Annotated in this window: 15 protein-coding genes; 11 read left to right on the top strand and 4 right to left on the bottom strand. The window is 70.5% G+C overall.

Features of this window, described 5'->3' with window-relative positions; genetic code table 11:
* Position 1 precedes the first annotated feature (1 nt).
* Positions 2 to 349 carry a hypothetical protein gene (locus ACZ5LB_RS03930; protein WP_464604817.1) on the bottom strand — a complete coding sequence of 116 codons (348 nt, stop codon included), beginning with the start codon at positions 347 to 349 and terminating at the stop codon, positions 2 to 4.
* A gap of 278 nt (positions 350 to 627) precedes the next feature.
* On the opposite strand from ACZ5LB_RS03930, the gene ACZ5LB_RS03925 reads away from it, so the two are divergent.
* From ACZ5LB_RS03925 to ACZ5LB_RS03905, 5 genes are all read left to right on the top strand, one after another.
* Entirely contained in the window at positions 628 to 1,149 is a 522-nt protein-coding gene (locus ACZ5LB_RS03925) for an O-acetyl-ADP-ribose deacetylase (protein ID WP_464604816.1), read from the top strand.
* 121 nt (positions 1,150 to 1,270) lie between these two features.
* Positions 1,271 to 2,008 (top strand): hypothetical protein, encoded by a 738-nt coding sequence (locus ACZ5LB_RS03920; RefSeq protein WP_464604815.1) that lies wholly within the window; start codon positions 1,271 to 1,273, stop codon positions 2,006 to 2,008.
* The gene (locus ACZ5LB_RS03915; RefSeq protein WP_464604814.1) at positions 2,005 to 4,443 is read left to right on the top strand and encodes a hypothetical protein; all 2,439 of its coding nucleotides are present in this window, start codon (positions 2,005 to 2,007) and stop codon (positions 4,441 to 4,443) included. Before ACZ5LB_RS03920 ends, ACZ5LB_RS03915 begins: the two co-directional genes overlap by 4 nt.
* Positions 4,444 to 4,468: 25 nt before the next feature.
* Positions 4,469 to 5,047, top strand: a complete 579-nt coding sequence (locus ACZ5LB_RS03910) for a hypothetical protein (RefSeq protein ID WP_464604813.1) — start codon at positions 4,469 to 4,471, stop codon at positions 5,045 to 5,047.
* A gap of 142 nt (positions 5,048 to 5,189) precedes the next feature.
* Positions 5,190 to 6,428: a porin gene (locus ACZ5LB_RS03905; protein WP_464604812.1), complete on the top strand. Its 1,239-nt coding sequence runs from the start codon at positions 5,190 to 5,192 to the stop codon at positions 6,426 to 6,428.
* A gap of 66 nt (positions 6,429 to 6,494) precedes the next feature.
* Here the strand turns inward: ACZ5LB_RS03905 and ACZ5LB_RS03900 are convergent, their stop codons facing one another.
* Positions 6,495 to 6,662 carry a hypothetical protein gene (locus ACZ5LB_RS03900; protein ID WP_464604811.1) on the bottom strand — a complete coding sequence of 56 codons (168 nt, stop codon included), beginning with the start codon at positions 6,660 to 6,662 and terminating at the stop codon, positions 6,495 to 6,497.
* Between the two features lie 221 nt (positions 6,663 to 6,883).
* Here ACZ5LB_RS03900 and modB point away from each other — a divergent pair, with 221 nt between their 5' ends.
* The 6 genes from modB to ACZ5LB_RS03870 all read left to right on the top strand — a co-directional run bounded on the left by modB (position 6,884) and on the right by ACZ5LB_RS03870 (position 11,104).
* A complete protein-coding gene (gene modB, locus ACZ5LB_RS03895; RefSeq protein WP_464604810.1) occupies positions 6,884 to 7,549 on the top strand; it encodes a molybdate ABC transporter permease subunit in 666 nt (221 codons plus the stop codon).
* Positions 7,542 to 8,636, top strand: coding sequence for an ABC transporter ATP-binding protein (locus ACZ5LB_RS03890; protein ID WP_464604809.1), 1,095 nt, complete (start codon positions 7,542 to 7,544; stop codon positions 8,634 to 8,636). Before modB ends, ACZ5LB_RS03890 begins: the two co-directional genes overlap by 8 nt.
* A gap of 106 nt (positions 8,637 to 8,742) precedes the next feature.
* Complete coding sequence (locus ACZ5LB_RS03885) at positions 8,743 to 9,288, top strand: hypothetical protein (protein WP_464604808.1); 546 nt, start codon at positions 8,743 to 8,745, stop codon at positions 9,286 to 9,288.
* 58 nt (positions 9,289 to 9,346) lie between these two features.
* Positions 9,347 to 10,123: a molybdate ABC transporter substrate-binding protein gene (gene modA, locus ACZ5LB_RS03880; protein WP_464604807.1), complete on the top strand. Its 777-nt coding sequence runs from the start codon at positions 9,347 to 9,349 to the stop codon at positions 10,121 to 10,123.
* 34 nt (positions 10,124 to 10,157) lie between these two features.
* Positions 10,158 to 10,535, top strand: coding sequence for a winged helix-turn-helix domain-containing protein (locus ACZ5LB_RS03875; protein ID WP_464604806.1), 378 nt, complete (start codon positions 10,158 to 10,160; stop codon positions 10,533 to 10,535).
* 20 nt (positions 10,536 to 10,555) lie between these two features.
* Positions 10,556 to 11,104, top strand: coding sequence for a hypothetical protein (locus tag ACZ5LB_RS03870; RefSeq protein WP_464604805.1), 549 nt, complete (start codon positions 10,556 to 10,558; stop codon positions 11,102 to 11,104).
* Position 11,105: 1 nt separating this feature from the next.
* Here the strand turns inward: ACZ5LB_RS03870 and ACZ5LB_RS03865 are convergent, their stop codons facing one another.
* Positions 11,106 to 11,531 carry a hypothetical protein gene (locus ACZ5LB_RS03865; protein ID WP_464604804.1) on the bottom strand — a complete coding sequence of 142 codons (426 nt, stop codon included), beginning with the start codon at positions 11,529 to 11,531 and terminating at the stop codon, positions 11,106 to 11,108.
* 72 nt (positions 11,532 to 11,603) lie between these two features.
* Positions 11,604 to 13,898 carry a PAS domain S-box protein gene (locus ACZ5LB_RS03860; protein WP_464606269.1) on the bottom strand — a complete coding sequence of 765 codons (2,295 nt, stop codon included), beginning with the start codon at positions 13,896 to 13,898 and terminating at the stop codon, positions 11,604 to 11,606.
* Positions 13,899 to 13,998: the final 100 nt, after the last annotated feature.

Raw genomic sequence — 13,998 nt, 5'->3', positions numbered from 1 at the left:
CTCATGCGCCCCGGTGGTGGCGAAGATACTCAACAGCCGCCATTTGTAACAATGCATTGAGAGATAGCCCTTCCTCTTCGGCCTGCGCCTGCAGGCTCTCAAGGAGATGCACAGGCAGCCTCACGGCCTTCACGACCGTCTCTGCCGTTTTCTCGCCCTGCCTGGGTCTACCCCTTTGAATCCGGATGGACGGGCCTAGGGGTTCCTTACCTTTGATGGCTCGCTCCGCCCATATCGCGTCCTCGTTGTGGCGCTTCTTGAGAACCTCCAGGGGCTCGCCCGGCCCGCTCTCGCCAAGAATCTCATCCATCGTCAGCATTGGCGCTGGAGTCCTTTTCCTGGTGGTCATGGGGTTGGTCCTCCGTTTTGAACGCATCCAGTGAGAGGTCAGGGCGCAGCCCCCATCTGGAACCCGCGCGCAAACCCTACTATGGGAAAGCATCGCGGCACCGGAATAATTGTAGAACAATTTAATTCGCCGTCCAAAGGCGCGCCCCCACAAGGAAGCCCCATCGCCGTGCGTTCCACCCTCCAACCGAAGCCGCCTGCCCTTCATCCCAAGTCCCGGGTGTTGGCGTAATCTGGTCTTCCTTCCCAAGTTTCTGATCCCGTCCCCAGGATTACCCGATGACCCCAACGCTTCGCGCCCTGCTCGGCGACATCACCCGGTTGGATGTGGACGCCATCGTCAACGCCGCCAATTCCTCCCTTCTGGGGGGTGGTGGGGTGGACGGGGCCATTCACCGGGCGGCGGGGCCGGACCTTGTCCAGGAATGCCGGTTGCTGGGGGGCTGCAAGCCGGGCCAGGCGAAGATGACCCAGGGCTACCGGCTGCCGGCCCGGCACGTGATCCATACGGTCGGCCCGGTGTGGCGGGGCGGCGCTTGGCAGGAAGCGGACGTGCTCTCGTCCTGCTACCTCCGGTGCCTGGAACTGGCCGCCAAACATTCCCTTCACTCCATCGCCTTCCCGAGCATCAGCACGGGCATCTTCGGCTACCCCATGGAAAGCGCCTGCCGGATCGCCGTGTCGACCACGCGCGCCTTTCTCGCCAAACCCGGCCCCATCGGTGAAGTCATCTTCTGCTGCTTCAGTCCTTCCGACCTGGAGGTCTACGAGAAGGTCCTCGACGGCCAGCCGGAACCATGATCCGGGCCTCGGACCTTCCGTCTCACGGGTGGATCAGACCCGGTGGAAACCATTCCGGCCTTTCCCGCACTCCCTCTTGCACATGATCTTCGCGAACCCCCCAAAGCCCGGCCCCCTGCCCTTGAGATGGCTTCTGACGGGGCTGCTGTGCCTCGGCCCCGGCCTGTTCGCGGGGCCGGGTTCCGGGCCTCCGGAACCCCGGATTTGGCTCTGGGCGTGGGACAGGCCGGAGGACCTGAGGTTCCTGGGGCCCCGGGACGCGGGGGTCGCCATGTTCGTCCTGGGCATCCGGGTGGAGGCGCGCGGACTGTCCCTGCGCCATCGGACGGCGCCGCTCCGCCTCTCCCCGGGAATGCGCCGCATTGCGGTGGTGCGGTTGGAGGTCGTCCCCCGCGACCTGGACGATCGGCGCCTGGGGGAGGTCGTGGCGGCCATCCGGACCCGGGCCCAGGTCCCCGGGACGGAGGGGATCCAGGTGGATTTCGATGCGACCCGGAGTCAGCGGCCCCTGTACCGCAGGCTGCTCGCGAAGCTCCGGGGCGATCCCGCCATCCGGGTTCCCGTCACCATGACCGCCCTGGCGTCCTGGTGCATGGGCGACCGGTGGATCGCGGACCTGCCCGTGGAGGGAGCGGTCGCCATGCTGTTCCAGATGGGCCAGGGCACGGCGGAAGCGCTCGCCTGGCTTCGGCGGGGGCGCCCCCTGGGCGGACCCGCCGGAACGGCCCTGGACTGGGGCATCTCCACCGACCAGCCCCTTCCCGCCCCACCGCCCGCGACGGCCCGGGTCTTCGTCTTCCATCCCCTTCCCTGGACCCCGGCGGCCTACGGAAGAGCCTTGTTCCTGGTGAAGCCATGAGACCTCGCAACCTGCTCACGGCAGCCCCCCTCGTCCTGGCGGGCGTCCTGGCCGCGATCCCCATCATCCGCGCCTGCGCGCCGGAAGGGCCCACGCTGGCCTTCACCTGGGAGCGGCACCCGGACCTGCCCCTGAACGATTTCGCCGCCGGGAAGCTGGGCGTCCTGCAGCCGACCTACGCCAGGAGCTACCTGGTGGTCGCCTACCGCCACCTCACCGGCGCCCCCCTGACCCGGGCGGAGCGCGCCGGCGCGCTGGCCCTCTGGGAGGCCCGTCTCCAGGGCGGGGCCCAGTTGCCGCACGCACCCAAGGCGGCGGCCCCCGAGGATCGGGCCCTCCGGGACTGGACGGCGACCCGGGCACGCTTCACGAAGGCGCCGCAGCCCGAGCCCAGCCGGTTCCAGTGGAACGCCACCTTCTACCGGCCCGTGGTTTCCGACAACGCCCTGGAGGTCGCTTCGGACACCCTCCAGGACCGGGCCCGGCGGTGGAAGCCCGCGTGGGTCCAGGAATGGATCCGGACGCAGGACAAGGTGTTCTCCACCAACGGGAGCGCCCGCATGGCGCCGGACCCGGTTCCGGCCGGACGGGACGCGCTCTTCCTGAAGGACCGCGCCTACCAGGTGGCCAGCGCCCATTTCTACGCCGGCGACTTCCAGGCGGCCCGGGACGCGTTCCAGGCCATCCGCGACGACGCGTCCAGTCCCTGGCGGCGGCTCGCGGCCTACCTGGTGGGGCGATGCTGGTTGCGGGAAGGCGCCGTCGCGCCTCCGGGAGAACGGGCCACGGTCTGTTTCAAGGAGGCCCATCGGACCTTCGAGGAACTGACGCGACGGGGCCTCCCTCCCCGGCCGGCCTGCGAGGCCCCGGAGCCCCTTCCCGAAACGGAGCTGCTCGCGGCGATCGAGGTCGCGGCCTTCCAGAGCTGGGCGAAGGGGGCGCCGGCGGAGGCGGGGGCGGCCCTGGCCTCCGGCCTCCTGGGGCGGACCCCGTGCCGGGATTACGGGGACGCCCTGGGCCGGTATTCGAACCTCCTGGACGCGCAGATCGCCGGGGAGAACACCTGGGGCGACGACCGGGCCCGGCCGCGGAGCATCACCCCCGGCCTCCTGGGGAACGACCTCACCGAGTGGGTCTACCGGTTCCGGGACACGGGCCCGAAGGCCTACGCCGCCGCCTTCGACCGGTGGACCCGCACCCGGAGCCTGCCCTGGCTCGTCATGGCCCTGGCCAACGGTGAGCCTTCCTCCAGGGGCATCGACGAGGTGCTGGAGGCCGGCGCCCAGGTCAAGGGGGACCACCCGGGGCACGAGACGATCGCCTTCCACCGGGCCCGCATCCTGGCGGCCTCCGGCCGGGCCGCGGAGGCCAGGGAACTCATGAATGCGTTCCTGGACCGCCCCGGTGCCGCCACCCCCTCCTCCCTCAACCTCTGGCGGGCGCTCCGGATGCCCCTGGCGGCGACCCCCGCGGCGTTCCTCGCGGATGCCCTGCGGGTCCCCGCCGGATCCTACGGCCTGGGCGGGGAGGTTTCCCGGGCGCACCGCAGCCTGACCACCTGGGACGCCGGGACCCAGGCGACCCATCCCGACGTCCGCGCCCTGCTGAAGGTCGTCCAGCCTCCCCCGCGGTTCATCCAGGGGGATGCCGCCCGGATCCTGAACCTGGCCACGCCGGCGGACGTGCTCCTCGGGCTGGCCCGGAACCCGGCCCTGCCGGACCACCTCCGGCGCGAGTGGCGCCGTGCGGCCTGGGTCCGGGCGGTGCTTCTCGAGCAGTGGGACCTGGCCGCGGAGGCGACCCCGGACCTGGTGGAAGGGGAGCCGGGGCTGGGCTCCGCCCTCGCCGGTTTCGCCCAGGCTCCCCGGGACGAGAAGGAGCGCCTGGCCCTGATGGCTCTCCTCTCCCACCCGGGCCTGCGCTGGAGGGTCTACCAGGGCATCAACCGGCGGACCTTCACCGAGCCGGGCGCCAAGCCCATCCCGCTGCGCCATCGGGACACCTACCTGGCCGCGAGCTGGTGGCCCGGACCGAAGGGGAACGGCCGGGGGCAGACCGATAAGGTGGAGGAATCCTACATTTGGGGATCGTACTTCTACTACCCGCAACCCCATGCCATGGAGGTCCCCCTGTTCAACCTGGCCGGTACCCGGCTGCCCGCCCTGCCCTGGCTCACCCCGGCCCAGCGGGACCGGGGCGAGGCGGAAGGAAAGGCGCTCCAGGCCCTGGCGGAAGGTCCCGACTGGCTGAATGAGCGCACCCTGGCCTGGGCCAGGCGGGAGCCGGAGGACCCCCGCATCCCCGAGGCCCTGCACTACGCGGTCGTCGCCGAGAAGGTGGGCGGGGAAAAGAGACTGGGGAAGATCTGCTACAGACTGCTCCACGGGAAATACAAGGCCAGCCCCTGGGCGGGCAGGACGCCAATCCACTACTAAGAGACGACCTTGGTATGGTTGTCCAATGATCCCTGAATCCTTCTCGATCCTTGGCGCAATCATCGGTTCACTGGGCGGTTTCTACTACCTGTTCGAGACCCTGGCCGGCCGTACGCAGCCCAACCGCATCACCTGGCTGTTGTGGGGCATCTTCCCGATGGTCATCTTCGTCGCGCAGAGGACCCAGGGGGTCCAGGGGCTGTCCTGGACGACCTTCGCGGCGGGCTTCCTGCCGCTTCTCATCCTCGGGGCGTCCTTCTTCAACCCGAAGGCCTACTGGAAGACCGAACCTCGCGACTACTACCTGATGGCCGCCGCCGTGGCCGGCGTCATCCTCTGGGGCCTCACCCACAATCCCAACCTGGCCCTGGTGTTCTCGCTCCTGGCCGATATCCTGGCGGGCATTCCCACCGTCCTCAAGGCCTACCGCCATCCCCGCTCCGAGAGCTGGGTCGGTTTCACCATCAGCGCCATCGGCTTCGGGATCAGCTTCCTGTCCATCCAGACCCACACCTTCGGCACCACGGCGTTCGTGGTGTACCTGGTCATCGGCAACGGCACCATCGCGGCGTTGGCCTCCCGGGGCCGCGGCCCTCGGACGTAGGTTGCCCGCGTCATGAAGGACTTCGCCGCCTGAAGAGGGCAGGCGGTCCCTCCCGCTTTCACGAGAAAGGATCGGGTTCGACACAGGGCCTTCACACCGGCCGGGGAAGCTAACGACACCGACTTCCGGTACTGGAGATCCGATGAAGAGACTCACCCCCGTGGCGTCCCTGGCCCTGCTTCTCGCCGGCGCTTCCGCGACCGCCCAGACCCCCACCGTCGGCGGGCTGGTGCAGGTGTGGTACACCCAGATGATGGACAACAAGCTCCGCCTGAACAGCGGGGCCAACTACTACAACCTCCGCAGCGAGTTCAAGGAGAACGGGTTCAACCTCCGGCGCACGGAACTCAGCCTCAAGGGGTCCGTGCTGGCCGGGATCGACTACCAGGTGATGATCGACCCCTCCATCAACACCTCCTCCGCCAACTCCGCCAACAGCAACGCGTCCTACAACCCCACCATCCTGCAGGACGTGTTCATCACCTACACCTTCATGGGCGTCCAGGCCAAGGTGGGCCAGTTCAAGACGCTCCAGACCTACGAGGGCAACATCAGCTCGTCCGAACTGCTCTTCGCGGAACGCAGCCAGCTGGGGCGGGTCTTCGGGGACAAGCGCGACCGGGGCCTCGTGCTGTCCGTACCCTTCGGCGACGCCAAGGGCTTCGGCGGCCGGGTTTCCGCCGGCGCCTTCAACGGCGTGTCCGACCTGGCCTCGGGCAAGGCCGGCGACACCAACGCGGGCAAGGATCTCGTCCTCCGGGTGGACTTCAACGCGCCCGGCGGCCATGCCTTCGGCGCCTACACGCTGCAGGGCTCCACGGACCAGGCCGACAAGGGCGCCCTGGTCGCCAAGACCTTCGCGGGCGCGTCCGCCCCGAGCGCCGCCCAGGTGCTCGACACCAAGGACAAGACCACCAACCTGGGGGCCTACTATGCCTACAAGGCCGGCGCCCTGCAGCTTTCCGCCGAATACATCACGGGCCTCCTGGGCCGCCGCGCCCCCAGCGTGGGCGCGCAGACCGGCGCCGCCGGCCGCGAGCACCTGGACCAGAAGTTCACCGGCTTCTACCTCACCGGGGGCTACACCGTCGGGGCCCACACCTTCCTGGCCCGCTTCGACCAGATGAACTACAACAGCGGCGACCAGTGGTACGGCGCCACCAACCCCTACATCACCCCCGCCGCCGACTTCAGCCCCAAGTTCACCGAGACCACCCTCGGCTACACCTACGCCTTCAGCCCCGCCAAGCTCAAGGCCGCGAACCTCAAGCTGAACTACATCCTGCGCAGCAAGAACGTCCTCAAGCCCAGCACCGCCGCGGGCCAGACCTCCGAGCAGGGCGGAGACACCCTGGTGGCGGCCTTCCAGGTGGCCTTCTAGCCGGAACGCAGTGAACGGGAAAAGGGCCGGTGCGAACCGGCCCTTTTCATTTCCGAAGCCGCTTGGCTAGCGCAGGAACACGTGCCCCTGGGGGTCGAACCCGCCCTGCCCCCTGGCCCCGATCGCCAGCAGGCCCCCGGTGAGGAGCACCAGGATCGCCGCGAGCATCAGGTCCCTGGAGGACAACCGGCCGGGGCGGGAAGGCTTGTTCATGGAGCGGGTGGAGGTGTTCATGGGGGTCCCCTTGAGGTCGTCTGCCCTACGATGCCCCCGCGGCCCGACCTTCCCGTGAACCGGGTGTGAAACCTTTGTGACGTCCCCGGGTTTTCCGGTCGCGGGCCCGCCGCCTCGATCCCGGGGACCCGGTTGCCTTATGCTGGGTCCATGCCCTTGGCTTCCCTCCCGATCTGCCTTCAGACCCGTTCCGGCCTTCGTCCGGCGGGGCGGCCCTGACCATGGACTGGACCGCCCTCGGGCTTTCCCTGCGCCTCGCGGCCTGGACCGTGGCCATCCTGCTGCCGGTGGGGGTGCTCCTGGGGCGGTTCCTCGCCCGGGCGCGTTTCCGCGGCAGGAGCGTCCTGGAAGCGGTGGTGGCGCTGCCCCTGGTGCTGCCGCCGACGGTGCTGGGGTACTACCTGCTGGAGGCCTTCGGCGCCCGGAGCCCGCTGGGGTCGCTCTACGCCTCCCTGGCGGGCCGGACCCTGGCCTTTTCCTTCGAGGGGCTGCTGCTGGCCTCCGTCCTGTTCAACCTGCCCTTCGCGGTCCAGCCCATGCGCCGGGCCTTCGCGGGCATCCCCGGGTCCGTCCTGGAAGCCGCCGACTGCTGCGGGCTCTCGCCCTGGCGCCGGTTCCGGCGGATCGAGCTGCCCCTGGCCTGGCCGGGCGTCCTGGGCGCCCTGGTGGTGACCTTCGCCCACACCCTGGGCGAGTTCGGCGTGGTGCTCATGGTGGGCGGAAACATTCCCGGCGAGACCCGCACCGTGGCCATCGCCATCTACGACCGCACCCAGGCCCTCGACCCGGCCGGCGCGGGGACCATGGCCCTGGCGCTCCTGGCCATCTCCCTCTGCGCCATCGCCCTTTCCTACGCCACGGCCCGGGGCCGTGATTTCCATGCCTGACGCCGGGCTCCACGTGCGGGCCGAGCAGGCCGGTCCCATCCCCCTGGCGGCGGAATTCCGCTGCGCACCGGGCGAGATCCTCGCCCTGGTGGGGCCCTCGGGGGCCGGCAAGTCGACCCTCCTGCGGGCGGTGGCGGGGCTGGTGCGGCCGGCCCGGGGCCGGGTGACGGCGGGGGGGGAGACGTGGTTCGACGGGGACGCGGGGATCTGGCTGCCCACCCGGCGCCGCCGCGTGGGATTCGTCTTCCAGGACTACGCGCTCTTCCCCCACCTGACGGCCCTGGAGAACGTCATGGAGGCCGCGGACGGCCCGGGCCGGGAGGCCCAGGCCCGGCACTGGCTGGCAAAGGTGCATCTGCAGGGGCTGGAGGACCGGCGACCCGGCCGCATGTCGGGGGGCCAGCAGCAGCGGGTCGCCATGGCCCGGGCCCTGGCCCGCCAGCCGGCGGTGCTCCTCATGGACGAGCCCTTTTCCGCCGTGGACCGCGTCACCCGGGAAAAGCTGTACTTGGAACTGGCCGCCCTGCTCCAGGGGCTGGCCATCCCCATGGTGCTGGTGACCCACGACCTGGACGAGGCCGCCATGCTCGCCTCGCGCATGGTGGTGCTCTCCAAGGGCCGGACCCTGCAGACCGGGACGCCCGAGGCGGTCATGGGCGCGCCGGAATCCGTGGAGGTGGCCCGGCTCCTGGGCAACCGGAACATCCTTCCCGCCGTGGTGAAGGCCGTGGACCCGGAGCGCGGCGTCCTGGCGCTGGACTGGAACGGCCTCGAACTGGCGGCGGAGGCCGGGCCCGGGTTCACCCCGGGCCAGCACGTCACCTGGATCGTCTCCCCCGGGGACGTGAGGTTCCGCCGTCCCGGCTACCCGGAGGACCGGCCCGGCCACACCTACGTCCAGGGCCGCATCGCCGCGCTCGTGCGCCACGGCGACCTGGTGCGGGCCGTCCTGGAGGTGCAGGAACCCGCCGCCGGGCATCTCCAGTTCTCCACCACCCGCCACCTGGCCGAACGGGGCGGCCTGGCGCCGGGATCCCAGGCCCGGGTGGCGCTCCCCGCCGGGCGCATCCGGGTTTTCGCGGGATAGAACCAAAGGCGCCCTCCGGACACTTCGAATCTACCCATGGGATGGGAACGGCGGCGGGCGGGGTGCCCGCCCTGGGCCCCGTCCCCCTCCACCGAAAGGATCGATCATGTCCCACGAGACGAAGTCCATCCGCAGGACCCCGTGGATGGCCAGGACGGCGCTGGCCTTCACCCTCCTCCAGGGGATCTCGGCCCTGGCCGCCAACACCCTGGCCAACGGCTCGCGCCTGGCCGCCGGCGAGACGCTGACCTCCGCCAACGGCCAGTACCGCATGAATGTGGAAACCGACGGACGGCTCGCCGTCTACCGCATCGAGCCGCCCGCGCCCGGCGCCGGATCCCCGTCCGGCATGGCCACGGTGCACAGCCACTGGGATTCGGGTTCCGCGGGCCCGGTCCACGGCACCCTGACCCTGGAGATGCAGGCCGACAACAACCTCGTGCTCTACGACACGGTGGGCGGAACGGAGCGGCGGGCCGCCTGGAACTCCGACACCTGCAACGCGGGCCGGGCCGGCGCCGCCGTCCTCGTCCTCCAGGACAACGGCGAGCTGACTGTCCAGAGCGACGGGGAATGCCTTTGGAACTCCATGCGCAGGATCACCTCCCTGGGCGGCGGCAGCTCCAGGATCACCCTGGGCATTCCGAAGTAGGGGAACCGGGGGCCGAAGTATGTGCTAGCATACAACGACCCCATCGGAAGGAGATCCCATGAAGCGCCGCGCCCTCCTGGCTTTCGTGCTGGCCCTGTGCCTCCCGGTCCTCCTTGCGGCGCAGGGCCGCCCGGCCCCCGTGGCCATCGCCGCGGCCGGGGACCTGCGCGGCGTCCTGGAGGAGCTCAAGGCCGCCTTCGAGGCCCGGCATCCGGAAGCGGTTCTTCAGCTCTCCTTCGGGGCCTCGGGGACGCTGGCCGCCCAGATCCGGCAGGGCGCCCCCTTCGACATCTTCCTGGCGGCCGACACCGGGTTTCCCGAGGCCATCCAGAAGGCCGGCCTCGCCACCGCCGACGGGCTCTTTCCCTACGCCCAGGGCAGCCTCACCCTCTGGGTCCGCAAGGACCTCGCCCTCGACCCGGCCCGGGACGGCCTCAAGGTGCTCCTGGACCCCCGGGTGAAGAAGGTGGCCACGGCCAACGCCGCCCTGGCGCCTTACGGGCGCGCGGGTGAAGCCGCCCTCCGCCGCGCGGGGCTCCTGGAGGCCGTCCGGCCCAGGCTGGTCTTCGGGGACAACATCGCCCAGGCGGCCCAGTTTCTCCAGGCGGGCGTGGCCGAGGCGGGGCTCATTTCGGGTTCCCAGGCCCGCAACCCGTCCCTGCGGTCCGCGGGGGTGGCCTGGAAGGTGCCCGGCGACCTGTACCCGCCCCTGGTCCAGGCCGGGGTGATCCTGAAGCGCACCGCCAGCCCGGGTCTGGCGCGGGCCTTCATGACGTTCCTGACGGGCCCCGGAGGCCAGGCCATCCTCGCCGGGCACGGCTTCGCCAGGCCTTGAAATCCGGGGCCGGCGGGCCCAGGATGGGGGTTCCGTGAAGACCGCCTCCGAACCTTCCCTGATCCTCAAGATCCGGATCCTCCACGAGGACCTGTTCGCCTTCGGCCCGGGCAAGGCGGCGCTCCTGGACGCCATCGCGCGGCACGCCTCCATTTCCGGGGCCGGCCGGGAACTGGGGCTCAGCTACAGCAAGACCCGCCGCCTGGTGGACGAGATGAACCTGTCCTTCCGGTCGCCCCTGGTGGAGACCTCCCGGGGCGGCAGCGAACGGGGCGGGGCCGGCGTCACGGAAGCCGGCCGCCGGGTCCTCGCGGCGTTCCGCAGCCTGGAGACCAAGGCCCGGGAGGCCGCCCAGGAGGGGTTCCGGGACCTGGCCTCGGAACTGAAGGGGGCCGGTCCCGAAGTCCTATAATTTCCCCAAGGAGTACGGCCATGGCGACCCCCTTCGCATTCGACTGCTTCCGATCGGTGATGGAGGGCTGGGTGGCCACCGGCACGGTGAGGGGGGTGGCGGGGGGGTCCTTCGAGGAGCGGCCCGTGTGGTTCGGGTGCCAGGGGGAGACCTGGGAGGAACTGCAGGCGGGCATGCAGCAGCTCGTGGGCGTGCTGCGGCCCCGGGTGGAGGAAGGCGCGCTGGCCACGCCGATCCAGGCCTACCTCAGGACGTGGCCGGTGGACCAGGCGATGCTCGTGCCGCCCGCCGGGGACCCCGAGGACCTGTTCCAGAACCTCATCAACGTCGGCACCCGGCGCCGGGGCTGGCTGGAGAACGCCGACGAGGTGCAGATCATCTCGTTCCTGAAGCTGGGGGCGCTGGCCATCCTCAGGCCGAAGGGGGCCTACAAGCCGGAGCTGGTCTCGAGCTTCCTGGGGTTCGCCATCGGGCTGGTGCCCGAAAAGCCCACCCCCACCCCGGACCGGGCGGGCCAGACCACCGCCGACCTGGTGGACGAGCTCCTGCTGGGGGGCCGGTCCAACTGAATCAGCGCGCCGCGTACTGGAGCTGGCCGTCCTTGAGGAAGCGCACCACCCGGGTGGCGGATCCGGGCTCCACGTGGCTCCACCGGGTCTTGGTGGCCTGGGCGTTGCTGTAGATGTTCGACAGCTTCTCGAAGAGGGTCACCGTCCCCTTGGCGTCCAGCTCCAGCCAGGTGTCGAAGGATTCCCAATCGGAGGGATTGGAGCCGTCCCGGCCCACCTTCCAGGTGACCTTCCCCGCGGGGTTGGCGATCCAGGCCTTGCCGTCCCGGACGTTGAGCACCCAGGGCGGGGTCGCGTCGTTGGTGTAGGTGCCCTCCTTCAGCATGCGGTGCTGGCCGGTGTCCAGCAGGGTCCGCTGGGCGTGGAGGGCGGCCCCGCCGGCCAGAACCAGCGTCGAGACCAGAATGGACGTCAAGGAAGGTGCCATGGGTTCCCCGGGCGAAGAACGGCCGGCGGACCCGCCGTGGGTCCGTGCGCTCGTCGAAAATAATTTAATTATTTATAGTCCCGCGTCAAGGCCGGCCAGGGTCCGGATCTCGAGGAGCCTGCGTTCCAGCTGGGCCTTGGAGAAGGGTTTGAGGATGCTGAGGGCGTGGCCGTCCCGCGCCAGGATCTCGCCGGTGTCCCCATCCAGGAACCCGGTGGCCATGAGCACCGGAAGGCGCGGCCGGAGCTGGCGGAGGGCCTTGAGGGTCTCCACGCCGTTCATGCCGGGCATGTTCAGGTCCAGGATCACCAGATCCAGGTCGTCCGCGGACCGGATGCGCACCAGGCCGTCCCCGCCGGAGGGGGCGGTGTCCACGGCGTGGCCCAGCGCCTCCAGGAGGTCGGGGATCGTGGACAGGATCAGGGGGTCGTCGTCCACCATGAGGATCCGCAGGGGTCCCGCGGGCGGCGGCGCGGGTTCCGTGGCCGGGGCGGGCCCGGGCTGGTTCTCGCAGGCCGGCAGGCTGAGGGTCACCTGGGTGCCCTGCCCCGGCGCGCTTTGGATGGCCAGGGTGCCGCCGTGGGCCTGGAGGGTGGCGTAGGCCAGGGACAGCCCCATGCCCGTGCCCTTGCCGATGGGCTTGGTGGTGAAGAACGGTTCCAGGGCGCGGGCCTGCACGGTCTCGGTCATGCCTTCGCCGGTGTCCTCCACCCGCACCTCCACCCGGCCGGACTCCGCCCGGCGGGTGCGCAGGGTGAGGGTGCCGCCACCGGGCATGGCGTCCACGGCGTTGACGCAAAGGTTCATGAGGGCGCTGGAAAGGGTGCCCCCTTCACCCATCACCCACGGCAGGTCCTGGGCCAGGTCCATGACGAGGACCACCTTCTGCAGGGTGGTCCGGGCCAGGAGGTCCACCTCCTCGGCCACCATGGCGTTCAGGTCCAGGGGCTCGGGCTCCCGCAGGTCCTTGCGGGCGAAGTGCGTCAGACCCCTCACCAGGTCGCGGCCCCGGGCGCAGGCCCGTCCCATGAGCGCGAGGCGGTCCGCGAGGAAGGCGTCGTTCCCCACCCGTCCGGCCACCGTCTCGGTCATGGCCTGGATGGCGCCCAGGACGTTGTTCATGTCGTGGGCCACCCCGCTGGCGAGGCTGCCCAGGCTGTCCAGCTTCTGCATCTGGTGGCGCTCGGCGTCCAGCTTGCGCTGGAGCTCCTCGGCGGTGCGCCGCTCGCGGATGTCCAGGGCCATGACCAGGAGGAAGTTCTCGTCGCCCGCCTGGAACGCCTCGGCGAAGAAGAGGCAGGGGAAGGTGTGGCCGTCCCGGGTGCCCACCGGCAGTTCCAGGTTCTGGACGCTGCGCCGGCCCCTGAGGGCCTCGATCATCCGGGCCCGCACCTCCGGCGCGAAGATGCCCAGTTCCACGGAGGTCCGCCCGACCACCTCCTCCCGCGCGAAGCCGAGGGCCTGGCAGTAGCGGTCGTTCACCTCGAGGATGAGGCCGTCCTCCAGGCGGCTGAGGGAGGCCAGGAGAGGGGAGTTGTGGAAGGCCTGGTGGTATTTCTCCTCGCTCACCCGCAGGCGGTCCTCGGCCTCCTTGCGGGCGGTGATGTCCCGGCCGATGCCCAGCACGCCGATGACGCGCCCGTCGGCGGCGACGATGGGGGTCTTGATGGTCTCCAGGAACTCCCGGTGGCCGTCGTGGCGGAACCGGATCTCCTCCTCGCTCGCCGTGGGCCCGCCGGCGGCCAGGGCCCTGCGGTCCTGCACCCGGAAGCGGTCCGCCTGGGCCGGGTCCACGAAGTCCAGGTCGGTGCGCCCCAGGATGGTCTCCTTGGGCACCCCGAAGAACTGCTCGAAGCGGCGGTTGCACTCCAGGTAGACGCCGCCGGGGTCCTTCAGCCACACCAGGTCGGGCAGCGTGTCCAGCAGGGTCCGCAGGAACGCCGCGTCCTTCTGGCGGGCGGCCTCGGCCTTCTTGAGCTCGGTGAGGTCCCGGGCGTAGACGATGCGGGAGCGCGGCGTCCCGTCCGGGTCGCGCACCAGGGTCGCGTCCACCAGGACCGGGAAGGCGGTGCCGTCCTTGCGCAGGTTCACGGTCTCGAAGACCGCGTGGCCGTGGCGCTCCAGTTCCCGGCGGACCTCGTCGAGATGCCCCGCATGAGCCGGCCCCAGGATCCGCCCCAGGTTCAGGCCGACCATCTCCTCGGGCGTATACCCCCGCGCCGCGGCGTAGGCCGGGTTCACCTGGAGCAGGTCCCCCGTGGCGTGATCCACCATGGCCAGGGGCAGCGCCGAGGCCGCCACCGCCTCGCACCAGGACAGCGGGCCGGAGGGGCCGGGGGATGGGTCGGGCTGGGACGCGGACGGCATGGACAAGGGCTTCCTCGAGGAATCCCCATTATTCCCCAGCATGCCGGGGGGTCCGCATCGAAAATGCGGGCTCTGTCAGGTAATGCCGTGTCCGCTTCGG

The organism is Mesoterricola sp. MK458 (assembly GCF_055384935.1).
This window is presented reverse-complemented; position numbering and strand designations above follow the sequence as displayed.